The organism is Paludisphaera soli, assembly GCF_011064595.1.
Classification (GTDB): Bacteria; Planctomycetota; Planctomycetia; order Isosphaerales; family Isosphaeraceae; genus Paludisphaera; species Paludisphaera soli.
The window spans coordinates 34469-57924 of sequence record NZ_JAALJI010000017.1; the positions used below are offsets into that span (position 1 = coordinate 34469).

The window sequence follows — 23456 nt, forward strand, 5'->3', positions numbered from 1 at the left end:
GGGCCCGCGTCCTTGCGGAAGCCGCGCGCCGCGATGCGCCGGCCTCCCCCGGGAGGGTCGGCGTCGGACGCGCGACCGCCCGCGTTCTCCGGTTATCGACCGGAGGTCGGAGGATTCTCCACCCCCGACCCCGGCGATCGCGGAACCGGCCCGATCAGGCGTCCGGCTCGGCTTCGAGCTGCGCGCGGGCCTCCTCGATGGCCGCCAGCTTGTCGGGCGTGACCTCGGGGTACTTCAGGTCCAGGTCTTCGAGGGCCTCGGCGATGGTGTGCGCGACGATGGCGCGGGCGACCCACTTGTGGTCGGCCGGCACGACGTGCCAGGGCGCCCACTCGGTGCTGGTGGCGGCGATCGCCTCTTGATAGGCCTTCATGTAGTCGTCCCACCGGCCCCGCTCGGAGAGGTCGGACGCCGAGAACTTCCAGTGCCGCGACGGGTCGTTCAGCCGCTTGAGGAACCGCTTGCGCTGCTCGTCGCGGGAGAGGTTGAGGAAGAACTTGAGCACCTTGGTCCCGTTGCGGGCCAGGTGGCGCTCCAGGTTGTTGATGTCCTCGAATCGGTCGGACCAGAACGAGCCGTCGATCTTCGCGTCCGGGATCCGCTCGGCCTGCACCAACTCGGGGCGGACGCGGACCACGAGGACTTCCTCATAATACGACCGGTTGAAGATGCCGATCCGCCCCCGCTCGGGGAGGGCCTTGGTGTACCGCCAGAGGAAGTTGTGGTCCAGCTCCTCGCTGGAGGGCTGCTTGAAGCTGAAGACCTGGCAGCCCTGGGGGTTGACGCCCGACATGACGTGCTTGATGGTGCCGTCCTTGCCGGCCGCGTCCATCGCCTGGAGGACCACCAGCACGGACCAGGCGTCGGACGCGTAGAGCCGCTCCTGGGACTCGGCCAGCTCGGCCACGCTTTGGGCCAGGATCTTCTCGGCGAACTTCTTCCGCTTGGGCTTGGGGACGTCCTCGTCGCCGGCCCACGAGGGGTCGTGGTCCTTGAGCCGGAACTTCTTGCCGTGGGCGACCCGGCACTTGGCGACGACGTCTTCGAGCTTCAGCATGGACGGGCTCCTCGGTGCGGCGTGGCGTGGCGGGGCGGGCGTCGTCGGCCCCTCGCGGGCTTCGGCGTCCGGGAACCTCCGTTTTACGAGGTCCCGAGGCGCGCGTCGACGCCCCGCCGCGGCGGGCCCGGCCGTTTGCAATCCCGGCCGGAGGCCCCCAGAATGGACCCCCACCCATCCCCCGGAGGCCCCCATGATCCCGACCCGACGGCGACTCCTCGGCTTCCTCCCGGCGCTCCTCCTGGCCGCGGCCCCGACGGCGGCCGACGAGCCGCGCCGGCCCAACGTCCTGTTCCTCTACAGCGACGACCACCGGGCCGACGCGATCGGAGCCCTCGGCAACCCGGCCGTGCGCACGCCGAACCTCGACGCGCTGGTCCGGCAGGGGACGGTCCTGACGCGTGCCTACTGCAACGGCTCGATGCAGGGGGCCGTCTGCGTCCCCTCGCGGGCCATGCTGCTGACCGGGCGCGGGCTCTTCCGCGTGCACGAGAAGATGGAAGGGCAGGGGACCTGGCCCGAGGCCTTCGGCGCGGCCGGCTACGAGACCTTCGCGACCGGCAAGTGGCACAACGGGCCGGAGTCGCTCCGCCGGTCGTTCCGGAAGGCCGAGGCCGTCTTCCTCGGCGGCATGGGCGACCCCTACGCGCTGCCGCTCCGCGACCTCCTCCCCGACGGCTCGCTCGGCGACCCGCGCCCCAGCGGCCGGCACTCGGTCGAGGTCTTCGCCGACGCCGCCTCGCGGTTCATCAAGGGCCGCAAGCAGGGGGACCCGCCGTTCCTCGCCTACGTCGCCTTCAACGCCCCGCACGACCCCCGCGTCGCCCCGGCCGAGTACCGGGCGAAGTACCGCGACGAGGCCGTGCCGCTCCCGGCGAACTTCCTCCCCGAGCACCCCTTCGACGACGGCGAGATGCTGATCCGCGACGAGCGGCTCGCCCCCTGGCCGCGCACGCCCGAGGTCGTCCGACGCCACCTGGCCGACTACTACGCCGCGATCGAGCACCTCGACGCCCAGGTCGGCCGGATCCTCGACGCCCTCCGGGACGCGGGGCGGCTGGACGACACCCTGGTCGTCTTCGCGGGCGACCACGGCCTGGCGATCGGGAGCCACGGCCTCTTCGGCAAGCAGAACCTTTACGAGCACTCGATGCGGTCGCCCGTCGTCCTGGCCGGCCCCGGCGTCCCGGCCGGGCGGACGGTCGACGCGCTCGCCTACCTCCACGACCTCTTCCCCACCCTCGGCGAGCTGGCGGGCGTCGCCGGCCCCGAGGGGAGCGAGGGCCTGAGCCTCGTCCCCGTCTTCGAGGGCCGCGAGCCCTCCCGCCGGGCCGACCTCCTCACCGCCTACCGCGACGTCCAGCGCGCGATCCGCGACGGCCGCCGGAAGCTGATCGCCTACCCTCGCATCAACAAGGTCCAGCTCTTCGACCTCCGCGACGACCCCGACGAACTCCGCGACCTCGCCGCCGACCCCGCGTCCGCCGCCGAGGTCGACCGCCTCACGGTCCTCCTCCGCCGCCGCCAGGCCGAGGCCGGCGACGACCTCCCGCTCCGCTCCGAGAAGCCCCGGCCCGAGGCGTTCGAATTCCCCCGGGTGAAATAGGGAGGAGGAATCCGAAGGGTCTCGGGGCGGGCGGGTCGGATTCGCCTCCGCCGCGGGCCGGCGGTAGAATGTCCGGGCGGCGGCGAGGGCGCCGTCGACGCGAGCATCGTGAGGAGCGCCGGGCGCCCGCCATGAGAGAGATCATCGAAGACGAAGTCGGGGCCGTCGGCCGGATCGAGGCCGTCTCCCGCATCCTGGAGGTCGTCTGCCGCACGACCGGGCTGGGCTTCTCCGCCGTCGCGCGCGTGACCGAGTCTCGCTGGCTGGCCTGCGCGGTCCGCGACGAGATCGCGTTCGGCCTGGCGCCCGGCGGCGAGCTGGTCCTGGAATCGACCCTCTGCGACGAGGTCCGGCGCCACGGCGAGATGATCGTGATCGAGGACGTCGAGGCCGACGAGCGGTACGACCGCCACCCGGTCCCCCGGATATACGGCTTCCGGAGCTACATCTCCGTCCCCATCATCCTGGCCGACGGCCGGTTCTTCGGCACGCTCTGCGCCATCGACCCCAGCCCCGCGCCCTTGAAGAAGCCCGAGACGGTCGAGATGTTCCGGCTGTTCGCCGAGTTGATCGCGTTCCACCTGGACTCCCAGATCCGCCTGACGGCCAGCGAGAAGGCCCTGCTGGACGAGCGCGAGGCGTCGCAGCTCCGCGAGCAGTTCATCGCCGTGCTGGGCCACGACCTGCGCAACCCGCTGGGGGCGGTCCGGTCGGGCCTGCTCCTGCTGGGCCGGCTGCCGAAGGGGGCCGAGTCGGAGAAGGTGCTGGCGATGGTCGAGCGGAGCGTCCTGCGGATGACCGGGCTGATCGACGACGTGCTGGACTTCGCCCGCGGCCGGCTCGGCGCCGGCCTCTCCTTCGACCGCGAGCCCGAGTCGAACCTGGACGGCCTGCTGGAGCAGGTGGTCCGCGAGCTGGAATCCGCCCGGCCGGGCCGCACGGTGGATCGCGAGATCCGGATCGACCGGGTCGTCTTCTGCGACGGCCGCCGGCTGGCGCAGATGCTCTCGAACCTGCTGGGCAACGCCCTCACCCACGGCGACCCGGACGGCCCGGTCCGGGTCCGGGCCCTGGTCTCGGCCGACGCCCTGGAGATCGCGGTCGAGAACCGGGGGCCGACGATCCCGCCGGAGGTCCTCGCCCGCCTCTTCCAGCCCTTCTCCCGGGGCGACGCCAGCCCCGGCGGCCAGGGCCTCGGCCTGGGGCTCTACATCGCCTCGGAGATCGCCCGCGCCCACCGGGGCCGGCTGGACGTCGAGTCGGCGGCGGGCGAGACCCGCTTCACCTTCCGGATGCCGCTCGACCCGCCGTGACCGGCCCGGCCGGCCCCCGGATTCGCGACTTGGCCGGGCGATCTCCAGGCCCTACAATGGAGGCGTGGAGCCGGGTGCGGGGCGGTGGCACGACGGGACGATCGGGGCGCGCATGCAGGGCGAGGGGCCGGTGGGGATCGAGGGCGGGGTCGCGGTCGAGGCCGCGTCGAGGCGTCCGCTGTTCGCGGCGTCGGCCGACGAGCTGCGCGCCTGGGTCGCGGCGAGCGGGCACAAGCCCTACCGCGTCAAGCAGATCCAGCAGTGGGCCCTGCACCGCCGGGCGCGGTCGTTCGCCGACATGAGCGACGTCCCGCTCGACCTCCGCAAGAAGCTCGACGCCGAGTGGACCCTGTTCGCGACCGAGCTGGCCTACCGGGGCGTCGCCGACGACGGCACCGACAAGCTCCTGCTCCGCTGCCGGGACGGCCGCAACATCGAGTGCGTCCTGATGGGCGAGCCCGGCGGGACGCGGCGGACCGTCTGCATCAGCACCCAGGTCGGCTGCGGCATGGGCTGCGTCTTCTGCGCCAGCGGCCTGAAGGGGGTCGAGCGCAACCTGACCTCGGCCGAGATCTTCGACCAGGTCTTGCAGGCCCAGAACCTGCTGCCGCCGGGGGAGTCGGTCTCGCACATCGTCGTCATGGGGATGGGCGAGAGCCTGGCGAACCTGGACGCCCTGCTCGTCGCGCTCGACCGGGTCTGCTCGCCGGCCGACGGCCTGGGGATGAGCCAGCGTCGGGTGACGATCTCGACCGTCGGCCTGCCCGAGAAGATCCGCAAGCTCGCGGCCCAGGACCGCCAGTACCACCTGGCCGTCTCGCTGCACGCGCCGACCGAGGCGCTCCGCGACGAGCTGGTCCCGGTGAACGAGAAGATCGGCCTGGCCGCCGTGCTGGAGGCCGCCGACGACTACTTCCGGATCACCGGCCGCCAGGTGACCTATGAATACGTGCTGCTCGGCGGCGTGAACGACCGCCGCGAGCACGCCCGGGCGCTGGGCAAGCTCTTGAAGGGCCGCAAGTCGCACGTCAACCTGATCCCGTACAACCCAGTCGCCGGCCTGCCGTTCCGCCGTCCCGAGCCGGAGGACGTCCGGCGGTTCGTCGCCGACGTGGAGAGCTACGGCGTGTCGCTCACCATCCGCCGCACCAAGGGGCGGTCGATCGACGCGGCCTGCGGCCAGCTCCGCCGCCGGTTCGAGGACCGGGCCCGGGACGAGACCGAGCCCGTCGCGATCGGCGGGCCGTCGTGAAGCGGGCGGCGACGCCGGCCGGGACCGACCTCCGAGTTCGAGGCTGAAAGGAGCGCCCGTGAGCCGTGGAGAACTCGACGCGCTGGAGCGCCAGCTGGAGGCGCGCGACCCGGACGTCCGGCTGATGCTCCAGATCCGCGACGACGTCCCCGGGGCGTTCGAGGCGATGGTCTCGCGGTATCAGGACCGGCTGGTCGGCGTCCTCTTCCACATCGTGGGCAACCTGGACGAGGCCGAGGACCTCTCGCAGGACGTCTTCCTGCGGGTCTACAAGGCGCGCCGGGGGTACCGGCCCAAGGCGAAGTTCTCCACCTGGCTGTTCACGATCGCCAACAACCTGGCGATGAACCACGCGCGGACCAGGGGGCGGAAGCCGGCCGGCTCGCTCGGCTCGGCGCCCGACGATTCGCGGGCGGAGAGCCCCGCCTACGGCGTGCCCGGCCGCGAGACGACCGCCTCGGCCCAGATGCGCAAGGTCGAGCTGTCCGAGATCGTCCGCGACGCCTTGCAGGTCCTGAACGAGGACCAGAAGATGGCCGTCCTCCTGAACAAGTTCGAGGAGATGAGCTACGCCGAGATCGCCCAGGTGATGAACCGATCGCCGGCCGCGGTGAAGTCGCTCCTGGCGCGGGCCCGCAACGAGCTTCGCGAGCGGCTGGAGCCCTACCTGGAGCTGGACGCGGCCCCGCCCCCCCCCCCGCCGTCTTCCCGGCCCCGCGCCGCGGGGGGCTGACGTGACGATCGCCGGCCGCCTCGGCCTCGGCCCCGCGAGGCTCGCCTTCGCCTGCCGGGCCGCCGGGAAGGCCCTGGGGGACCTCCTCTTCCCCTGGCGTTGCCTGCTCTGCGACGAGGCCGGGCCGGGGCTCGCCGCCCCCTTCTGCGAGCCCTGCCGCGCCGGGCTGTTGGGCCTGGCCGCGACCTACCGGGCGGCCTCCTGCCCGCGCTGCGCGTCCCCCGTGGGGCCGTTCGCCGACCTGCGGGGGGGCTGCTCCGGGTGCCGCCGCCGCCCCCTGGGGTTCGACGCCGCCGTCGCCCTGGGCCCGCACGAGGCCCCCTGGCGCGACTTCGTCCTGGGGCTGAAGCGCGAGCGCGGGGCGTTCCTGGCCCCGGCGTTGGCGTCCCTGATGGTCGAGGCCCGCCGCGAGGCCCTGGACGCGATCCCCGCCGACGCGCCGGTCGTGCCGATCCCCCAGCACTGGCTCCGGCGGCTGGGGAAGCGATACAATCAGGCCGAGGCCCTGGCCCACGCGCTGGCCGAGGCGACCGGCCGCGAGGCCCGCGACGCCCTGCGGCGGGTCAAGCCCACGCCCCACCTCGTCGGCCGGGGCCGGCAGGCCCGCGCCCTGGCGCTCCGGGGGGCGTTCGCCGCCCGACGGGGCGTCGACCTGAAGGGCCGCACCGTCCTCCTCGTCGACGACGTGCTGACCACCGGTGCCACCCTCGGCTCGGCCGCCCGCGCCCTGAAACGGGCCGGAGCCCGCCGCGTCGTGGCCGTCGTCGTCTCGCGGGAGAAATGAGAAGCTATTGCAGAAGATGACGTTCGACCCGGACGACGGCCTTCCCCCCTGGCGGGGGAAGGTGGCCCGAAGGGCCGGATGAGGGGGGGGGCGAGCGAGAAGGCCCTCGGAGTTTCAGCAAGGCATCCCGAGGCCGTCGGCCGCGCAGGCGGGGCTGCGAAATCCAAAGCTCCCCGCGAGCGTCCCCCCCCCATCCGACCCCTGCGGGGTCTGCCTTCCCCCGCCAGGGGGGGAAGGCGTCGAAAGGCCCGCCTTGTGACTTTCAGGAATAGTCCTTGAGCTCGCCCCCTCTTCTTTTGACCCGAGTCTCGCCGCCATGACCTCGCCCTCCCCGACCACCCCCGACCGCATCCGAATCGGCACCCGAGGGAGCCGCCTGGCGCGCTGGCAGGCCGAGTGGGTGGCCGCCGCCCTGCGCGAGCGCCGCCCCGGCCTCGTCGTCGAGCTGATCGAGATCAGGACCCACGGCGACCGCGACCGCAACTCGCCGCTGTCGGCCATCGGCGGCACCGGGCTGTTCACCAAGGAGATCCAGCGCGCCGTGCTCGACGGCGCGGTCGACGTCGCCGTGCACAGCCTCAAGGACCTCCCGACGTTCGGCCCCGAGGAACTCGTCCTGGGCGCCGTGCCGGGCCGCGAGGACGTGGCCGACGCCCTGATCGCCCCGACGCACCAGACCCTGGAGGCGCTCCCCCCCGGGGCGCACGTCGGCACGGGCTCGCACCGCCGCCGGGCCCAGGTCCTCCACGCCCGGCCCGACCTGATCGTCTCGGCCGTGCGCGGGAACGTCGAGACCCGGATGAACCTGGCGCTCGACGGCAAGCTCGACGCCGTGATCCTCGCCTGGGCCGGCCTGCACCGGCTGGGCCTGCACGACCGCGTCACCCAGCGGCTGGAGCCCCCCGCGGTGCTCCCCGCCGTGGGGCAGGGGGCCCTGGGGATCGAGTGCCGCCGCGACGACCCGGCCACCCTCGCCCTGCTGGGCCTGCTGGACGAGCCGAACTCCCACCGCGCCGTCGTCGCCGAGCGCCGGGCCCTGGCCGAGCTGGAGGGGGGCTGCATGATCCCGATGGCCGCCTGGGGCCGGACCTCGCCCGAAGGCCGACTCCTCCTCGACGCCGCCGTCTTCGACCCCGACGGCCGCACCCGCGTCGGCACCTCCCTCGAAGGCCCCGCCGACGACCCAGACGCCCTCGGCCTCCGCGCCGCCGAAGCCCTCCGCGCCCAGGGCGCCGACGCCATCCTCGACGCCTTCCGGGCCGGCCGCTGAGCCGGCCCTCGACATTCCGGATACAATAGCCCGATGGACGGACTCCTGATCAAATCGACCGGCGAACCCGCGACGCGCGACCCTTCTTTCTGGAAGTACTTCAAGCCGATCCGCGGGAACCTCGACCGCCTGGCCTGGTGCTTCCGGGATCGACCCTGGTGGGGCGAGCCGGCGGATTTCCGAGACGATCACGCGGCGATGATGGACTTCGACGGGGGCTCCATGACGAGCCTCCAGCTCTGGAGCCCCGGGTCCCTCTCCCGCTACGCCGACCGCTTCAGCGAGGAATCCATCGAGATGTGGGGCGTCGACCCCGACCGGCACGACCCTCCTGCGGTCGCGGCCCTCTACACCGCGGCCCCCTGGAACGAAGCCGACGAGGTCATTCGGCGTCATGCGTCGGTCTGGATGAGGTACACCGACGGGGCGTGCTGGGAGATCTACGCGGAGGGGCGAGACCTGCCGGACTTCCTGGCCCGGCAGCTCCGCCGCAGGCCCGACGTGGAGGCCCACCCGTCCCGCTGCGACGCGCGTGAGGAAGCCTTCCGCGCGGCCGGCCTCGACGCGACCTGGGAGGCCCTCGAAGGGCGAGGCTGACGCCCCGACGATTCGTTCGGACTCCGCGCCTCGCCGCCCGACTCGCGCCGCACGTCGAGGGGACGCCTTGATGCGACGGGCTTGCAGCGCGAGGGGCCTCGCCCCGCGAGGACGTCCGCGACTTGTTCGAGGCGAGGGCCGTGGGGCGGGTCCGGCCCCTCGCCCTCAGGCGGTCCGCCGCTTTCGATTGTAGGCGAACCACGTGTAGCCGCACTCGACGTCGAACCCCAGGGCCTCCAGGTTCGCCTTGAGATCCGCCGGACCTCGGCCCGGGACCGGATGGATCTCCATGGCGATCTGATCGATCCGGTCCGCGATCTCCGGCGAGAGCGACTGGAAGATGCCGTACTCGCTCCCCTCGCAGTCGACCTTCAGGAGATGGATCCGGTCGATCCGGCTCTCCGCCATCAGCGTCTCCAGCGAAACGCAAGGGATCGCCAGAGAGACCTGATCGACGCCGTCGCGGTTCCCCATGTGCGCCGTGGACAGGGCCGATTTGCGGGACACCATCAGCTCCAGGATCCCATCCGCCGCATCGACGGCCTGGCATCGGCATTCGACGTTGTCCAGGCCGTTCAGCGCCACGTTCGCTTTCAACCTCTCGAAAGTCTCGGGGACGGGTTCGCAGGCGATGACCCGCCCGCTCGGCCCGGCGACGGAGGCCGCGAGTATCGAAAACGTGCCGATGTTCGCGCCGATGTCCACGACGGTGTCGCCGGGCTTCAGCGCGATCTCGCCGCCCAGGTAATCGCGACGGACCAGATTCTCGTAGAAGGTGAAGCTCTCGCCGACGCTCGGCCTGATCGCCAGCTTGAGGCCGTCCCTGGACACGGCGACGAAGCCGGTGCGCTTCAGCCTCAAGGCGTCCATCGACAGCGCGATCGGCGTGCTGGAATGGATGAAGAAGGACGAGATCTGCCGGATCTTATCCGAGATGTGAGGCAGCATTGTGTTGGGTGTCCGGCGATAATCGAGGGGACTCGCTCAAAGCGGAACGCTTTGGCAGACAAGTTTGATGAGGGTAAATTCAGGAGAGAATGGAATCAAGGGGTTGTCGCATCAAATCGACGCGCGGAGATTTTTCGATGACCGCAGACCGAGATCGGGGGGGGCGTATCCCGCTCGACGCGACGTCACCGAGATCCCGACCTGATCGCGTGAGGGGGCCGGCTGATCGACCCTGGAAGCCCCCGCGTGATCGCCCGGCCTTCGCTCCACCTCGCTGTTCGGCCTGGATCGATCCACGGCCTTCGGCCCGCCCTCGCCGCGACGAGGACGATCGCCCGCTGCGGCGGGGGGCGCCGGCTGGGGGACGCATGATCCCGATGGCCGCCGGGGGGGGAAGGGCGTCCCGGCGGATCTCAGCAGCAGGCCTGGTGGCGTTCGAGGCAGGTGCGCAGGACCTCGTCGGGGGGGCGTTTCCACCAGTCCTCGGCGGAGAAGATCTCGACCTCGTGGAAGCCGTCGTAGCCCTGGGCCTCGACGGCGGCGCGGAGGGCGCGGACGTCGATGACGCCGTCGCCCATCATGCCGCGGTCGAGCAGCAGGTCGCGGGTGGGGACGAGCCAGTCGCAGACGTGGAAGGCCAGCAGCCGCTTCCGGCCGGCGCGGGCGACCTGGGCGGGGAGGTCCGGGTCCCACCAGACGTGGTAGACGTCCAGCGCGATCCCCAGGCCGTCGTCCCCCAGCTCGTCGCAGAGGTCGTTGGCCTGGGCCGTCGTGTTGACGCACGCGCGGTCGGCGGCGTACATCGGGTGCAAGGGCTCGATCGCCAGCGGCATCCCGCGCGGGCGGGCGTAATCGAGCAGCTCGCCGATCCCGTCGCGGACCTGCCCCCGCGCGCCGGCGAGGTCCTTCGACCCCTTCGGCAGCCCGCCGACGACCAGAACGAGGCACCGCGCGCCGAGCGCCAGCGCCTCGTCGACCGCCCGCCGGTTGTCGTCGCGCGCGGCCAGCCGCTCGGCCGGCGTCGCCCCCGGGAACATGCCGCCGCGACAGTAGCCCGTCACGGTGAAGCCGTGCTCGCGGACCTTCGCCGCGGCCTCTTGTAGGCCCATCGCCTGAACCTGGTCGCGCCAGGGGGAGACCCCCCGGATGCCGTGCCGCGCGCAGCCGTCGAGGATTTCTCCCAGGCCCCAGAGGGCCCGGACGGTCGCCGTGTTGATCGAGAGCCGGCCGGAGTCGGGGGCGGCGATGTTCACTGGTCGATCCCCTGGACCGTCAGGAAGGCCCGCATCCGCGAGGCCGCGCGGTCGGGGTCGTCGAGCAGGCCGGCGGCGTCGGCCAGGCGGAACAGCTCGGCGTAGTGCAGGGCGCTGCGGGCGCTCTGCTGGCCGCCGACCATGACGAAGTGGCTCTGCCAGCCGTTCAGCCAGGTCAGGAAGACCACGCCCGACTTGTAGAACCGCGTGGGCGCCGCGAAGACGTGCCGCGAGAGGGGCACGGTCGGCGCCAGGATCCGACGGTACTCGGCCGCGTTCCCCGCCCCCAGCGCCTGGAGCGCGGCCGAGGCCGCCGGCGCGATCGCGTCGAAAATCCCCAGCAGGGCGTGCGAGAACCCCCGGTCGTCCCCCTCGATCAGCTCCGGGTAGTGGAAGTCGTCGCCCGTGTACATCTTCACGCCTTCGGGAAGGCGGCGACGCATGGCGATCTCCTTGTCCTTGTCGAGCAGGGAGATTTTGATCCCGTCGACCTTCGGCGCGTGGGCGTGGATGATCCGCAGGCAGACGTCCATCGCCTCGTCGAGGTCCTCGGAGCCCCAGTAGCCGGCCAGCGCCGGGTCGAACATGGGGCCGAGCCAGTGGAGGATGACGGGCTCGCGGACCTGGGACAGGATGGCCCCATAGGCGTGCTCATAGTCCTCGGGCGACCGCGCGGCGGCGGCCAGCGCGCGGCTGGCCATGAGGATGATCCGACCGCCGACCCCCTCGACGGCCGCCGCCTGCTCCTCGTACGCGGCGATCACGTCGGCCGTCGTCAGGCCGGGACGCGGGGCGAGCTGGTCGGTCCCCACGCCCGAGGCGACGAGCCCCCCCGGCCGTCCCTTCGCCATCTCGACCGTCCGCTTGATGAGCTCCAGGGCCGTCGGCCAGTCCAGCCCCATCCCGCGCTGGGCGGTGTCCATGGCCTCGGCCACGCCCAGGCCGAGGGAGAGCAGGTGCTCGCGATACCGGAGCGTCGCGTCCCAGTCGATCGCCGCGCCGACCCAGGGGTCGACGGGGCTGCGGGCGTCGGCCACGACGTGCGCCGCCGAGAAGGCGACGCGGTTGAAGGCGGGCTTCGCGGGAGGGGTCCAGGAGCGGACGCCCTTGGTTTCATAGGCTTCGACCGATCCGTCGGCGATCGGCAGGTTGACGCGGGGCATCGAGGATCCTCGTACCAGGGTCGAACGATCGGGCGTGGCGAATCGTCCTTCCCCCCTCGTGGGAGAAGGTGGCCGCAGGCCGGACGAGGGCGGAGGAGCACGTAGGCCGTCGGATCTTCGAGATCGGTCCTCTTCGCACAGGCCGCGATGATTGTGGAAAATGCGTGCGACTCCCGTCGATCTTCAAGGTCCGAAAGTCGACGCCGGATGGCCGCCATGTTCCACGAACGCCAGCACCTCCTCCGCCGTCAGGAATCGGTGCCGCTCGTCCCGAGTATAGGCATGCTCATCGAACTGTCGCCCGTCCTGGCACGCTTCCCACGTCAGGACGAAGGCCCCATCGTGGGCCCACGCTGAGATCAGCCCCGATTGCCCGCCTTCTTGGTAGATGCAGTTCACGGACTTGCCCGAACGCAGCCGTCGAAGGAAGCCTTCCGAGGTCATCGCCATTTCGGGCCTCGCTTTCCGACCCTTATTCAGAGCGGTCCTGATCCGCGTTCCTTCGTCCCGCCAGGTTCCTACTCTCGATCGGACGGCACCGGAAGCTCGGCCTGATTTCCCAGAGCTTCTTGGTGCGTCGACCCCTCATCCGCCCATGCGGGGCACCTTCTCCCTCAAGGGGAGAAGGGGAGTTCACTTATACGTCCTCCAGCTCCGGCACGTCGACCCATCGCCGTTCGCGCCAGGATTGCAGGCCCAACTCGACGAGTTGGACCCCCTTGGCGCCTTCGACGAGGTTCCAGGGGAAGTCGCCCTCGCCGTGGACGTGCTTGAGGAACAGCTCCCACTGGGCCTTGAAGGCGTTGTCGTAGGGGACCGTGTCGGGGACGAGGGCCCAGTCGGCCAGGAAGTCGTGGGTGTTGCGGACGTCGGGGTTCCAGACGGGCTTGGGGGTGTTCACGCGCGACTGGGTCCGGCAGTCGGTCAGGCCGGCGACGGCCGAGCCGAGCACGCCGTCGACCTGCAACGTCAGCAGGTCGTCGCGGCGGACCCGAACGGTCCACGAGCTGTTGATGTGGACGATCACGCCGTTCGCCAGCTCGAACGTGGCGTAGGCGGCGTCGTCGGCCGTGGCGTCGTAGCGCTCCCCGCGCTCGTCCCAACGCTCGGGGATGTGGGTCGCGCCCAGGCACGAGACGCTCTTGACGGGCCCGAAGACGTGGTCGATCAGGTAGCGCCAGTGGCAGAGCATGTCGAGGATGATGCCGCCGCCGTCCTCGGCCCGGTAGTTCCACGAAGGGCGTTGGGCGGGCTGCAGGTCTCCCTCGAAGACCCAGTAGCCAAACTCGCCGCGGACGGAGAGCATGCGGCCGAAGAACCCGGCGTCGCGCAGTTGCTTGAGCTTGCGGACGCCCGGCAGCCAGAGCTTGTCCTGGACGACGCCGTGCTTGACCCCCGCGGCGCGGGCCTCGCGGACGAGGTCGAGGGCCGAGGCCAGGTCGGTCGCGACCGGCTTCTCGCAGTAGACGTGCTTGCCGGCGGCGATGGCGCGGCGGAGGACCCCGGGCCGGCCCTGGGTGGTCGCGGCGTCGAAGAAGACCGCGTCGTTGGGGTCGGCCAGGGCCGCGTCCAGGTCGGTCGACCAGCGCGGCACGCCGACCCGGCGGGCCAGCGCCGCGACCTTCTCGGCGTCGCGGCCCACGAGCAAGGGGTCGGGCACGAGCCGGTCGCCGTCCGCCAGGGCCACGCCCCCCTGGTCGCGGATGGCGGCGATCGAGCGGATCAGGTGCTGGTTCATGCCCATCCGGCCGGTCACGCCGTGCATGACGACGCCGATGCGATGCTCTGCCATCTTGGTGCTACGTCCTCTTCGTCGGCGGGGTTTCGGTCCGTGGATGCGAGGCGGCCCGGCTCCGTTCAGGGCCGCTCGCCCGAGAGCGCGCGGGCGAAGGCGGAGGCCGCGCGGCGGGCGGGGGGGCGGGGGGCCTGGGGGTCGTCGCGGAAGCCGCGTTCGAGCCGCGCGAGGAACTCGTCGCGGGGGATCTCGCGGGCGCCGAAGCGGAGGAGGTGCTCGCTCTTGACCTGGCAGTCGAGCATCTCCACCCCCTCGGCCTCCAGGCGCTCGACCAGCGCGACGAGGGCCGCCTTGGAGGCGTCGGTCTCGGTGTGGAACATGGACTCGCCGGAGAAGCAGCGGCCGGCGAGCACGCCGTAGACGCCCCCCACCAGCTCGCCGTCGCGCCAGGCCTCGACGCTGCGGGCGACGCCCAGCTCGTGCAGGCGGGCGTAGGCGGCCTGCATCTCGGGGGTGATCCAGGTGCCGTCCTCGTGGTCGCGCGGGGTCTCGGCGCAGGCGCGGACGACCCGGGCGAAGGCGGTGTCGCGGCGGATCTCGAACCGGCCCGAGCGGAGGGTCCGGCGGAGCCGCCGCGAGACCCGCAGCTCGGCCGGGAAGAGGACGAGCCGCGGGTCGGGCGACCACCAGAGGATCGGCCCGCCGGGCTCGTACCAGGGGAAGACGCCGCGGCGGTAGGCGGCGATCAGGCGGTCGGCCGACAGGTCGCCGCCGATCGCCAGCAGCCCCTCCGGCTCGGCCAGGTGGGGGGGCGGGAAGATCGGGTCGGGGCCGAGTCGGTAGAGCGCCATGAAGCCTGCTCTCGATGCGCCGAGCGTCCGATCGCGCCGCCCCTCGCGGCCTCGCCTCGGGCCGATCAGGCCTTGGCGGCGGCCCGCAGGGCTTCCAGCTCCTCGGCCGGGCCGAAGTTCGCCCGGTACCGCGCGATGAACTCGTCGAGCGAATACGCGTGTTCCTGCGGTCCAGGATGCTCGATCGCATAGACCGCCGTCAAGGAGGCCATCCGGCCGACCACCGGCCACGGCAGCCCCAGGCTCATCCCCGCCACGAACCCGCCGCGGAACGCGTCGCCGGCGCCGGTGGGGTCGACGACCTTCCCCGGCTTCGCCGGCGGGATCTCGTACTCCGTCCCCTCGACGGTGATCAGCGCGCCCTTCTCGCCCAGGGTCATCACGGTGATCGGCACGCTCTTGCGCAGCTCGGCCTCGGTCACGCCCAGCTTCTCGGCCATCATGCCGAACTCGTAGTCGTTGCCGGCGAGGATCTTGGCCCCCTTGCGGCCCTCCTCCAGCTCGGCCTTGTCCATCCGCGGCAGCTGCATCGACGGGTCGTACAGGTAGGGGACGCCGGCCACCGTGCACTCGGCGGCGTAGCGGCCCATCGCGGCCGGGTCGTTGGGGGCGATCACCACGAGGTCGTCGGCCGTCGCGCCCAGGTCCTTCGGCGAGACCGTCGAGGCCTTCGACATCGCGCCGGGGTAGAACGCGATGATCTGGTTGTCCGCCAGGTCCGTGTTGACGAAGCAGCTGGCCGTGTGCTCGTCCTTGATGACCTTCACGCCGGAGTCGTCCACCCCCCGGGCCGTCAGGTGCTTGCGGTAGTCCTCGAAGTCCTCGCCCACCGTCCCCACCAGGGTCGGCGTCCCGCCCAGCAGGGCCAGGTTGTAGGCGATGTTCGCCCCCGTGCCGCCGCGACGGCGGGTCAGCGAGTCGACCAGGAACGACACGCTCAGGACGTGGACCTTGTCGGCCAGGATGTGGTCCTGGAACTTCCCGGGGAAGACCATGATGTAGTCGTACGCGATCGAGCCGGTGACGAAGATCCGCATGAGCTGGGGAGATCCTGGGGTTGGAGGGACGGGGCGTCGGCGGCCCGCAGGGCCGGATGAGGGTGACCATCAAGGCGGATGAATCAACGGACGAACGTTCTCTCCTTCCCCCCTAGTGGGGGAAGGTGGCCCGAAGGGCCGGATGAGGGGGATCATCAAGGCTGGTCAAGGAAGCAGGTGGGAATGATTTAATGGATTGTAGTGGTGCCGCGGATCGGCGAGAACTACTCCAATTCCGTAACCGTAACCGCACCGAACCGTCTGACCAAACGGGTCACCACTTCACCCAAGTAACGATTACCCGACCCGCCGTAAACACAGAAGTAGGCACCGTCCGGTTCGAGTTGCATCGAGGCATCTGGCATTCCGCCGCCGATTTCCTGGTCTCGAAGTTCAAAAGTGCAGTCGTCGTGTGCTGACCTACGGAAGGCGGCCATACTTTCGAGAAGTTCGATGACGACCGCTAGGCCAGGGGAAGTGAACCGCAGCTTATACTCCATCCCCATACGAACACTTCCCTATTCTTTGGGGGTGTCGTTTCTCCAGGTCATTCGTGCGCCTCCTAAGCGAGCCGCCAACCGCGTAGCGAACCGCTTGTTTCTCCGAGCGGCTTCCGTGTTCGTCTTCCCCCTCATCCGGCCTCCGGCCACCTTCCCCCGCCAGGGGGGAAGGACGATTGCGAAGTCCGCTTCCATCACGAGGCGGGCGCGGATCGGCGGCGGCCCGGGCTCAGGCGCCCGCTTCGAGCATCGCGATCGCCTGGGCGATGCGGGCGCGGCAGGCTTCGCGGCCGACGAGGACGAGGCAGTCGTAGAGGCCCGGGCCCACGCCCTGGCCGGTGGTCGCCACCCGCAGGGGGTTGACCACGTCGCCCATCTTCCGGCCGGTCTTCTCGGCGTAGTCGTGGACGGCCTTCTCCAGCGTCGCCAGGTCGTACGGCTCGGTCTCGGCCAAAAGCGCGTCCAGCTCGCGGAGCATCTCGGGGACGCCCGGCTTGCGGAGCCGCTTCTTGACCGCGTCGGGGTCGAAGGCGACCTCGTCGGCGAAGAAGAAGCGGCCCATCTTGACCACGTCGGAGAAGACCTTCATCCGGTCGCCCAGGGCCAGGATCACGGCCTCCAGCTTGGACCGGGTCGCGTCGTCGAGCGGGTCGGAGGCCAGCCCCTCGGCGACGAGGAACGGCAGGGCGCCGGCGACCTTGTCGGCCAGGGGCGTCTCCTTCATCCACTCCCCCTCGATCCAGAACAGCTTGTCCGGGTCGAGGCTGGCGGGCGAGCTGTTGACGCGTTCGAGCGAGAACTTCTCGATCAGCTCGGCCCGCTTGAACAGCTCCTGGGAGTCGTCGTAGCTCCAGCCCAGCCGCGAGAGGTAGTTCACCAGGGCGTCCGGCAGGTAGCCCTTCTGGACGTACTGGTGGAGGAAGACCAGCACCCCGCGCTTCTCATATTCCTCGGTCTTCCGCTTGGACATCTTCGCGTGCGAGCCCGGCTCGGCCACGTACGGGATGTGTGCGAAGGCCGGGGCCTCGGCCCCCAGGGCCTCCAGGACGAGGATCTGCGGGAAGGTGTTCGACAGGTGCTCCTCGGCGCGGACGACGTGGGTGATCTTCATATCCACGTCGTCGACCACGCTGGCGAAGTTGTACAGCGGCTGGCCGCCGGGCCGGACGATCACGAAGTCGCCGATCTCGTCGGTGGCGAACGTGACCTCCCCCTTGACCAGGTCGTTCAGGACGAGCGTCCGGCCGGACGGCACCTCGAACCGCAGGGCGTACGGCCGGCCCTCGGCTTCGAACCGGGCGAGGTCGGCGTCGGAGTACTCGATCCGCCGGAAGCGGTAGGCCCGCTTGTCCTTCTTGGCGGCGTCGCGGTCGACGTTGCGCTCGGCGTCGGTGCTGTAGTCGCGGTAGACCTTGCCGTCGGCGACCAGCTTGTCGATCGCGGCCCGGTAGCGGTCCTGGCGCTGCGACTGGTAGTACGGCCCGCAGGGGCCGCCGACCTCGGGCCCTTCGTCCCAGTTCAGGCCCAGCCAGCGGAAGCCGTCGAGGATCTTCTGCACCGCCTCGTCGACGTGCCGCTCCTGGTCGGTGTCGTCGATCCGGAGGATGAACTGGCCGCCGTGCTTCCGGGCGAGCAGCCAGTTGAAGAGCGCCGTGCGGACGCCGCCGATGTGCAGGTGGCCGGTGGGACTGGGCGCGAATCGGGTGCGTACGCTCATGAGTCTCGATCGATCGATGGGAGGCCACGGGACGGCGAGGCGGCCGCCGCGGCGCTCCCTCGGCCCCGACGATCGCTCGAACGGCTTGGACGCGAACGAATTGGGGTCAACGATAGGATCTCCGCCCCCGGCTGTCAACGGCCGCCGTCGCCCCCCGGCGGCGGCGGCCTCGCGGTGGAAATCCCGCCCTTCGACATTCCCTTTGGATTTTTCAGCCTGCGCCGATTACCCTCCGGGGGCGCCGGGCCCGCTCGTCGATCGCTCCGATCCGATCCGAGGCGCCGGCCGACCTCAGGGAGCTTGAGCACGCGATGGACAAGCGCAAGATCGCCTATTGGGCGGCGACCGGGATCACCGCCTTCGTGTTCCTGGCCGGCGGCGCGGCCGACCTGATCCGCCCCGCCGAGGTCGTGAAGGGCATGGCCGAACTCGGCTACCCCGCCTACTTCCTGCTCATCCTTGGCGTCTGGAAGGTGCTCGGCGGCCTCGTCGTCCTGGCCCCCGGGACGCCCTTGCTGAAGGAGTGGGCCTACGCCGGCATGATCTTCGACCTCACCGGCGCGTCGGCCTCCCACGCCGCCGTCGGCGACCCGACGGCGAAGGCCGTCATCCCGCTCGTCATCGCCGCCGTCGTCATGGCCTCGTGGGCCCTCCGCCCCGCGAGCCGCCGGCTCCCCGGCGTGCCGTTCGCGCGAACCGCGACGACGGTCGAGCCCGCCCTGGAGGCCGCCCGCTGAACCAGGGGGCCGAAGGAGCCCGACCGCCGGGGAGTCGTCGAGCATGGCGAAGGCGAGGAAGGCCCGGGACGATCCCGGCGAGACGGTGGCCCGGCTCGTCCGGGAGCTGGCCGAGGTCGACGCCCGGTCGGCCCCCGGCCCGGCCGTGGGCACGCCCGAATACGCGTTCAACCTGATGCGGGGGCGGGGACCCCTCTGGGAGCCGCTCCGCACGGAGCTGCGGCGGGCCCCCGCCCTCCCGGACGCCACGCTGCTCGCCCTGCTGCGGTGGCTGGCGACGACCGAGGCGGGGCACTCCGACTGGCCCGGCATGGCGGTCCTCGCCCTGGGCCCGCTGGGACGCCGGGCCGAGGCGGCCCCGCTCGACGACGACTTGACGGCCGCCCTGCGGGCCCTGCGCGACCGCCTGGCGTCGCGACCGGCGTGGGACGGCCGCGACCGCAAGGCGAGCGATCGCCTCGACGAGCGGCTCGCGGCCCTGATGAGGGAGGACGACGCGATGAAGCTCATCCCCGGCGAGGCCTGGTCCGACGCGGCGATCGCCGACCTGGAGGCGATGGAGCCGGCCCGTCGCGCCGCCTGGCGGGCGCTGTTCGCCTCGTGCCAGGAGGCCGGGGCCGGCGGCGGGAAGCCGACGGCCCGCTGGCTCAAGGCGGCGGCCCCCCTGGTCGACGCCGTGGGCCGCGACGAATTCCGGGCGAGGTTCCTGGCCTGGGCCCCGCTGGTCGACCGACCCCGGACGGGGAAGATCCCCGCCAGGCATCGCTGGGCGACCGAGGACTGGGCCCCCGAGGCCCATCAGCAGATCCCCATCCCGCCCCACGTCGACCTGCTCAAGGGGCTCGCCTGGTGCGCCGCCGTCGGGGCCGACGCCGAGGTGACGCGGGCGCTCGCGGCGCTGGCGGAGTCGTCGTTCCGGAAGCTCCCCGGGTTCGGGCCGAGGTCCATCGCCCTGGGCAACGCGGCCGCCGTCGCGCTCGGGATGACGCCCGGCCTGGAGGCGGCCGCCCTGCTCGCCGTCCTCCGCAAGAAGCTCAAGGGCGCCACGCCGCGGAAGGCCCTCGACAAGGCCCTGGCGGCCATCGCGGCCCGCAACGGCCTCGCCCGCGACGAGGTCGAGGACCGGGCCGTCCCCACCTTCGGGCTGGTCGACGGGGTCCGCCGCGAGACCCTGGGCGAACACGTCGCCGAGCTGGCCGTCGACGGCCCCCACGCCTCCCTGCGCTGGAGCAAGGGGGGCAAGGCGATCAAGTCCGTCCCCGCGATCGTCAAGCAGGAGCACGGCGACCGGCTCCGGGCGCTCCGCGCCGAGGCGAAGGAGGCCGGCGCCCTGCTCGCCGCCCACCGCCAGAGGCTCGAGGCGTCTTACCTGGCCCGGCGCACCTGGAACTTCCCGGCCTGGCGGGAGCACGTCCTCGACCACCCCCTCGTCGGCGCGATCGCCCGCCGCCTGATCTGGACGTTCGACGCCGACGGCCGGGCCGTCGCCGGCGCCTGGCTCGACGACCGGATCATCGGCGTCGACGACGCGCCGCTGGAGGGGCTCGGCGAGGCGACGAAGGTCGCGCTCTGGCACCCGATCGACCGCCCCGTCAACGAGGTGACGGCCTGGCGCGACCGGTTCGACCGCCACCGGGTCCGCCAGCCGTTCAAGCAGGCGCACCGCGAGGTCTACGTCCTGACCGACGCCGAGCGGGCCACCCGCGTCTACTCCAACCGGTTCGCCGCCCACGTCCTCCGGCAGCACCAGTTCCACGCGCTCGCCGAGGACAGGGGCTGGGCCGACCGCCTGCGGGTGAACGCCGACGTGGACCAGCCGCCGACCCGCCTCGCGATCCCCGAATGGAACCTCCGCGCCGAGTTCTGGGTCGACCCCACGGGCGACCTGGCCGCGTCCGGCGTCTTCCTCCACCTCGCCGCCGACCAGGTCCGCTTCTACGACCTGGACGCCGGGGAGCGAGCCCAGCCGATCCCCCTCGACCGGATCCCGCCTTTGGTGCTGAGCGAGGTCTTCCGCGACGTCGACCTCTTCGTCGGCGTGGCGAGCGTGGGCAACGACCCCAGCTGGGCCGACGGCGGCCCCGAGGGCCGGTTCGTCGACTACTGGCAAAGCTACAGCTTCGGCGACCTCTCGGCCAACGGCAGGACCCGCAAGGCGGTGCTCGAACGCCTGATCCCGCGCCTGAAGATCGCCCCCCGCTGCTCGTTCGCCGACAGGTTTCTGGTGGTGCGCGGCGATCTGCGGACGTACAAGATCCACCTGGGGAGCGGCAACATCCTGATGGAGCCGAACGACCAGTACCTCTGCATCGTCCCGAAGCGCGGGGGCGAGCCGACGGGCGACGGCGTCTTCCTCCCCTTCGAGGGGGACGCGACGCTCTCGATCATCCTCAGCAAGGCCCTGATGCTCGCCGACGACCGCAAGATCAGCGACTCGACCATCACCAGCCAGATCCGCCGGGGGTGAGGCGGTTCAGGCGATCGGGGCCAGCTCGGCGAGGGCTTCCTGGACGTCCTTGAGCTTCACGGGCTTGGAGAGGACGACCTGCTTGTCGGCGGGGGGCAGCTTGGCCTCGAGGGCGCCCTGGCGGGGGCCGAGGAGGACCAGGACGCGGAAGGGGACGCCGTCTTCCTCGGCCTTGGCGCGCATGTCGGCCAGGTGGCGGAGGGCGCCGGGCCCCTGGCCGTCGAGGTCGAAGATCACGGCCTCGGTGGGCCCTTCGCGGTAGCGGTCGGCGGCGCGTTCGGCGTCGGCGATCAGGAGCACGCGGTAGCCCTTGCGGGTCAGGTTCTTGCGCAGGGCGTCCTGGATCTCGGCCTGGGACTCGACGCAGAGCAGGGTGTGGGGGACGACCGCCGGGGCCGCCTCCGGAGGGGGGGCCGGCTCGGGTTCGGGCTCGGCCTCGGGGGTCGGCTCGGGGGCGAAGCCCAGGAGTTCGCCCAGCGAGTCGGCGTCGCCCGACCCGACGTTGGCTTCGAAGGTCGAGAGGTCGAGCGCCAGGGCCTCCTCGGCCGACGGCGCGGCGTCGGGGTCGTTGCTGTGGCTGAGGAACGGGTTCTGGAAGATCGAGGAGCCCAGCTCCAGGTCGAGTTCCAGCTCGTCGTCGGACTTCGGCGCGGCGGTCGAGGCCCCCCCCTTGCGGGCCTCCTGATAGGCCTGCAGGTCGGCGGCGACCTCGGCCATGGCCTGGTAGCGGGCCTTGACGTCCATCTTCATCATCTTCTCGACGATCCGGCTCAGGCCCGGGTCGGGGGCGTAGGGGTGCTCGCTCAGGGGGCGGATGCCGCCGAACGACCGCTTGAGCATCTTCTTGAGCGGGTCCTTGCTCTCGGAGTCCTCCAGCGGGACCTGGCCGGTGAGCATGTTGTAGAAGACGCAGCCGAGGAAGAAGACGTCGGACCGGGGGTCCCCCTTGGGGCTGCCGCAGGAGCGCTCCAGGGCCGAGTAGTCGACGGTGCGCTGGCTCTTCATCGCCTGGCCGGACTCGGCCTGGATGGTGGCCAGGCCGAAGTCCACGAGCTTGGCGACGCCGGAGTTGGCGATCAGGATGTTGGTGGCCTTGATGTCGCGGTGGGTCACGCCGTGCTCGTGCGAGTACTCCAGGCCCTCGGCCAGGCCGACCATCAGGGGGAGGGCCTCGTCCCCCTTCAGCCGGCCCCGGAGGCGGAGGAACTCGCGGAGGTTCATCCCCTCGACGTACTCCATCGCCATGTAATGCTTGTCTTCCTGGCGGCCCGAATCCAGGATGTGCACGATGTTGTCGTGCTTCAGCCGCATGCCGGCCTCGGCCTCCTTGTGGAACGACTCCACCGCCTCGGGCAGGGCCGCGAACCGGCCCCGCAGGACCTTGATCGCGATCGGCTCGCCGGTGCCGGACCGCTCGCCCCGATAGACCCGCGCGAAGGTCCCCTCGGCCAGGTGGAAGAGCGCCCGGTAGGGCCCGAAGAAGAAGTGCGAGGCGTCCCCCTTCTTCAGCCGCTCCACCTGCCAGCTGGTGATCCACCCCTTGCGCAGGCAGGCGCGGAGGACGGCCTCGGGCGAGCCGTCCTCGGCCTCGGCCTTGGCCTCGCGATACTGGTCGCGGGAGAGCAGGCCGATGAGCGGGAGCTGCCCCACGAGGGTCTCGGCGTCGAGTTCCGGCATGTGTCGTGTCCTGACCGGGATGGGGGAGGTCGGGTCGTCCGTGAGGTCCGGGTCGAAATCGGCGGCGAACCAATCAACCCTTACGGCGCCCCCGCCCCCTCGTGACGCCCCCTCGCGGAAAAGTCCGGAAGTCGCCCGAAACGGCGGGGGCGCCGAAAAATGCGGTCCGGTTGTCCGGGTTCGTCGGCGCGGCGTCGTAGGTTCCAGGATGAAGGCCGCGGGGGACGTCGCGAGGCCGAAACGCCACGCGACGCCCATGGGCGATGATCGCAGGCCACGACGACGGTCGGCGGACCCCCGCGGCGGCCAGCCCGCGACAAGGGATCCCTGAGGAGCACCTAGGATGTACGAGGCGACCGGACGATCGCAGGCGGCCCCGCTCGGGAAGACGACGAGGACCCCCATCATGGCGAAGGCGAAGACCACGGAAGCGAACCCGCCCTCGCCCGCCCACGCCGTCTCCCCCCCGGCCGAGCCCGCCGAATGGCTGAATCGACGCGCCAGCGAGCAGGCCAGCCGCGCCGCCCTGGCCCGCCACGCCAGCGGCCGGAGGCGGTTCGTCGACCCCACCACCTGCGAACGCGACTACTCCGAGGCCGAGATGGAGTTCATGCTCGCCATGAACGCCTACAAGCAGCGCAGCGGCCGGATGTTCCCCACCTGGAGCGAGGTCCTGGAGGTCCTCCAGAGCCTCGGCTACGAGAAGCCCGCCGAGGAGCGGCTGGCCGACTGACCGCCCGCACGGACCCGAGCAGGCCC

Annotated in this window: 20 protein-coding genes; 10 read left to right on the plus strand and 10 right to left on the minus strand. The window is 71.6% G+C overall.

Features of this window, described 5'->3' with window-relative positions; genetic code table 11:
- Positions 1 to 154: 154 nt before the first annotated feature.
- Positions 155 to 1057 carry a polyphosphate kinase 2 family protein gene (locus G6O68_RS19990; protein ID WP_165250413.1) on the minus strand — a complete coding sequence of 301 codons (903 nt, stop codon included), beginning with the start codon at positions 1055 to 1057 and terminating at the stop codon, positions 155 to 157.
- Positions 1058 to 1250: 193 nt separating this feature from the next.
- On the opposite strand from G6O68_RS19990, the gene G6O68_RS19995 reads away from it, so the two are divergent.
- The 7 genes from G6O68_RS19995 to G6O68_RS20025 all read left to right on the plus strand — a co-directional run bounded on the left by G6O68_RS19995 (position 1251) and on the right by G6O68_RS20025 (position 8612).
- A complete protein-coding gene (locus G6O68_RS19995; RefSeq protein WP_165250414.1) occupies positions 1251 to 2663 on the plus strand; it encodes a sulfatase-like hydrolase/transferase in 1413 nt (470 codons plus the stop codon).
- Positions 2664 to 2794: 131 nt separating this feature from the next.
- The gene (locus tag G6O68_RS20000) at positions 2795 to 3976 is read left to right on the plus strand and encodes a GAF domain-containing sensor histidine kinase (RefSeq protein WP_165250415.1); all 1182 of its coding nucleotides are present in this window, start codon (positions 2795 to 2797) and stop codon (positions 3974 to 3976) included.
- Between the two features lie 112 nt (positions 3977 to 4088).
- Positions 4089 to 5228 (plus strand): 23S rRNA (adenine(2503)-C(2))-methyltransferase RlmN, encoded by a 1140-nt coding sequence (gene rlmN, locus G6O68_RS20005; RefSeq protein WP_165250416.1) that lies wholly within the window; start codon positions 4089 to 4091, stop codon positions 5226 to 5228.
- Positions 5229 to 5286: 58 nt separating this feature from the next.
- Complete coding sequence (locus tag G6O68_RS20010; protein WP_240911400.1) at positions 5287 to 5961, plus strand: RNA polymerase sigma factor; 675 nt, start codon at positions 5287 to 5289, stop codon at positions 5959 to 5961.
- Between the two features lies 1 nt (position 5962).
- On the plus strand, positions 5963 to 6745 hold the full coding sequence (locus G6O68_RS20015; protein WP_240911401.1) for a ComF family protein: 783 nt from the start codon (positions 5963 to 5965) through the stop codon (positions 6743 to 6745).
- 316 nt (positions 6746 to 7061) lie between these two features.
- Positions 7062 to 8015 (plus strand): hydroxymethylbilane synthase, encoded by a 954-nt coding sequence (hemC, locus tag G6O68_RS20020; protein ID WP_165250417.1) that lies wholly within the window; start codon positions 7062 to 7064, stop codon positions 8013 to 8015.
- Positions 8016 to 8048: 33 nt separating this feature from the next.
- The gene (locus G6O68_RS20025; RefSeq protein WP_165250418.1) at positions 8049 to 8612 is read left to right on the plus strand and encodes a hypothetical protein; all 564 of its coding nucleotides are present in this window, start codon (positions 8049 to 8051) and stop codon (positions 8610 to 8612) included.
- Between the two features lie 165 nt (positions 8613 to 8777).
- On the opposite strand, the gene G6O68_RS20030 is transcribed toward G6O68_RS20025, so the two are convergent.
- From G6O68_RS20030 to gltX, 8 genes are all read right to left on the minus strand, one after another.
- Complete coding sequence (locus G6O68_RS20030; RefSeq protein ID WP_165250419.1) at positions 8778 to 9560, minus strand: FkbM family methyltransferase; 783 nt, start codon at positions 9558 to 9560, stop codon at positions 8778 to 8780.
- A 413-nt stretch (positions 9561 to 9973) separates the two neighbouring features.
- Complete coding sequence (locus G6O68_RS20035; protein ID WP_165250514.1) at positions 9974 to 10807, minus strand: sugar phosphate isomerase/epimerase family protein; 834 nt, start codon at positions 10805 to 10807, stop codon at positions 9974 to 9976.
- Between the two features lie 2 nt (positions 10808 to 10809).
- A complete protein-coding gene (locus G6O68_RS20040) occupies positions 10810 to 11976 on the minus strand; it encodes a dihydrodipicolinate synthase family protein (protein ID WP_165250420.1) in 1167 nt (388 codons plus the stop codon).
- Between the two features lie 183 nt (positions 11977 to 12159).
- Complete coding sequence (locus G6O68_RS20045; protein WP_165250421.1) at positions 12160 to 12426, minus strand: hypothetical protein; 267 nt, start codon at positions 12424 to 12426, stop codon at positions 12160 to 12162.
- A 187-nt stretch (positions 12427 to 12613) separates the two neighbouring features.
- Positions 12614 to 13768: a Gfo/Idh/MocA family protein gene (locus G6O68_RS20050; RefSeq protein ID WP_165250422.1), complete on the minus strand. Its 1155-nt coding sequence runs from the start codon at positions 13766 to 13768 to the stop codon at positions 12614 to 12616.
- Positions 13769 to 13833: 65 nt separating this feature from the next.
- Positions 13834 to 14562: a leucyl/phenylalanyl-tRNA--protein transferase gene (gene aat, locus G6O68_RS20055; protein WP_165250423.1), complete on the minus strand. Its 729-nt coding sequence runs from the start codon at positions 14560 to 14562 to the stop codon at positions 13834 to 13836.
- Between the two features lie 65 nt (positions 14563 to 14627).
- Complete coding sequence (locus G6O68_RS20060; protein WP_165250424.1) at positions 14628 to 15599, minus strand: carbohydrate kinase family protein; 972 nt, start codon at positions 15597 to 15599, stop codon at positions 14628 to 14630.
- Positions 15600 to 16328: 729 nt separating this feature from the next.
- The gene (gltX, locus tag G6O68_RS20065) at positions 16329 to 17816 is read right to left on the minus strand and encodes a glutamate--tRNA ligase (RefSeq protein WP_165250425.1); all 1488 of its coding nucleotides are present in this window, start codon (positions 17814 to 17816) and stop codon (positions 16329 to 16331) included.
- A 311-nt stretch (positions 17817 to 18127) separates the two neighbouring features.
- On the opposite strand from gltX, the gene G6O68_RS20070 reads away from it, so the two are divergent.
- Positions 18128 to 18553 carry a DoxX family protein gene (locus G6O68_RS20070; protein WP_165250426.1) on the plus strand — a complete coding sequence of 142 codons (426 nt, stop codon included), beginning with the start codon at positions 18128 to 18130 and terminating at the stop codon, positions 18551 to 18553.
- Positions 18554 to 18596: 43 nt separating this feature from the next.
- Positions 18597 to 21020 carry a DUF4132 domain-containing protein gene (locus G6O68_RS20075; protein ID WP_165250427.1) on the plus strand — a complete coding sequence of 808 codons (2424 nt, stop codon included), beginning with the start codon at positions 18597 to 18599 and terminating at the stop codon, positions 21018 to 21020.
- Positions 21021 to 21026: 6 nt separating this feature from the next.
- On the opposite strand, the gene G6O68_RS20080 is transcribed toward G6O68_RS20075, so the two are convergent.
- Complete coding sequence (locus tag G6O68_RS20080) at positions 21027 to 22697, minus strand: serine/threonine-protein kinase (protein WP_165250428.1); 1671 nt, start codon at positions 22695 to 22697, stop codon at positions 21027 to 21029.
- Between the two features lie 406 nt (positions 22698 to 23103).
- Between G6O68_RS20080 and G6O68_RS20085 the strand changes: the two genes are divergently transcribed.
- On the plus strand, positions 23104 to 23430 hold the full coding sequence (locus G6O68_RS20085; protein WP_165250391.1) for a hypothetical protein: 327 nt from the start codon (positions 23104 to 23106) through the stop codon (positions 23428 to 23430).
- The last annotated feature ends 26 nt before the right edge of the window (positions 23431 to 23456 follow it).

Coding starts and splice junctions, on each gene's coding strand:
- rlmN (WP_165250416.1), top strand. CDS start 4,089: ATGCAGGGCGAGGGGCCGGTGGGGATCGAGGGCGGGGTCGCGGTCGAG.
- G6O68_RS20075 (WP_165250427.1), top strand. CDS start 18,597: ATGGCGAAGGCGAGGAAGGCCCGGGACGATCCCGGCGAGACGGTGGCC.
- G6O68_RS20025 (WP_165250418.1), top strand. CDS start 8,049: ATGGACGGACTCCTGATCAAATCGACCGGCGAACCCGCGACGCGCGAC.
- hemC (WP_165250417.1), top strand. CDS start 7,062: ATGACCTCGCCCTCCCCGACCACCCCCGACCGCATCCGAATCGGCACC.
- G6O68_RS20030 (WP_165250419.1), bottom strand. CDS start 9,560: ATGCTGCCTCACATCTCGGATAAGATCCGGCAGATCTCGTCCTTCTTC.
- G6O68_RS20080 (WP_165250428.1), bottom strand. CDS start 22,697: ATGCCGGAACTCGACGCCGAGACCCTCGTGGGGCAGCTCCCGCTCATC.
- G6O68_RS20085 (WP_165250391.1), top strand. CDS start 23,104: ATGGCGAAGGCGAAGACCACGGAAGCGAACCCGCCCTCGCCCGCCCAC.
- G6O68_RS20040 (WP_165250420.1), bottom strand. CDS start 11,976: ATGCCCCGCGTCAACCTGCCGATCGCCGACGGATCGGTCGAAGCCTAT.
- G6O68_RS19995 (WP_165250414.1), top strand. CDS start 1,251: ATGATCCCGACCCGACGGCGACTCCTCGGCTTCCTCCCGGCGCTCCTC.
- G6O68_RS19990 (WP_165250413.1), bottom strand. CDS start 1,057: ATGCTGAAGCTCGAAGACGTCGTCGCCAAGTGCCGGGTCGCCCACGGC.
- aat (WP_165250423.1), bottom strand. CDS start 14,562: ATGGCGCTCTACCGACTCGGCCCCGACCCGATCTTCCCGCCCCCCCAC.
- G6O68_RS20060 (WP_165250424.1), bottom strand. CDS start 15,599: ATGCGGATCTTCGTCACCGGCTCGATCGCGTACGACTACATCATGGTC.
- G6O68_RS20000 (WP_165250415.1), top strand. CDS start 2,795: ATGAGAGAGATCATCGAAGACGAAGTCGGGGCCGTCGGCCGGATCGAG.
- G6O68_RS20045 (WP_165250421.1), bottom strand. CDS start 12,426: ATGGCGATGACCTCGGAAGGCTTCCTTCGACGGCTGCGTTCGGGCAAG.
- G6O68_RS20050 (WP_165250422.1), bottom strand. CDS start 13,768: ATGGCAGAGCATCGCATCGGCGTCGTCATGCACGGCGTGACCGGCCGG.
- G6O68_RS20070 (WP_165250426.1), top strand. CDS start 18,128: ATGGACAAGCGCAAGATCGCCTATTGGGCGGCGACCGGGATCACCGCC.
- gltX (WP_165250425.1), bottom strand. CDS start 17,816: ATGAGCGTACGCACCCGATTCGCGCCCAGTCCCACCGGCCACCTGCAC.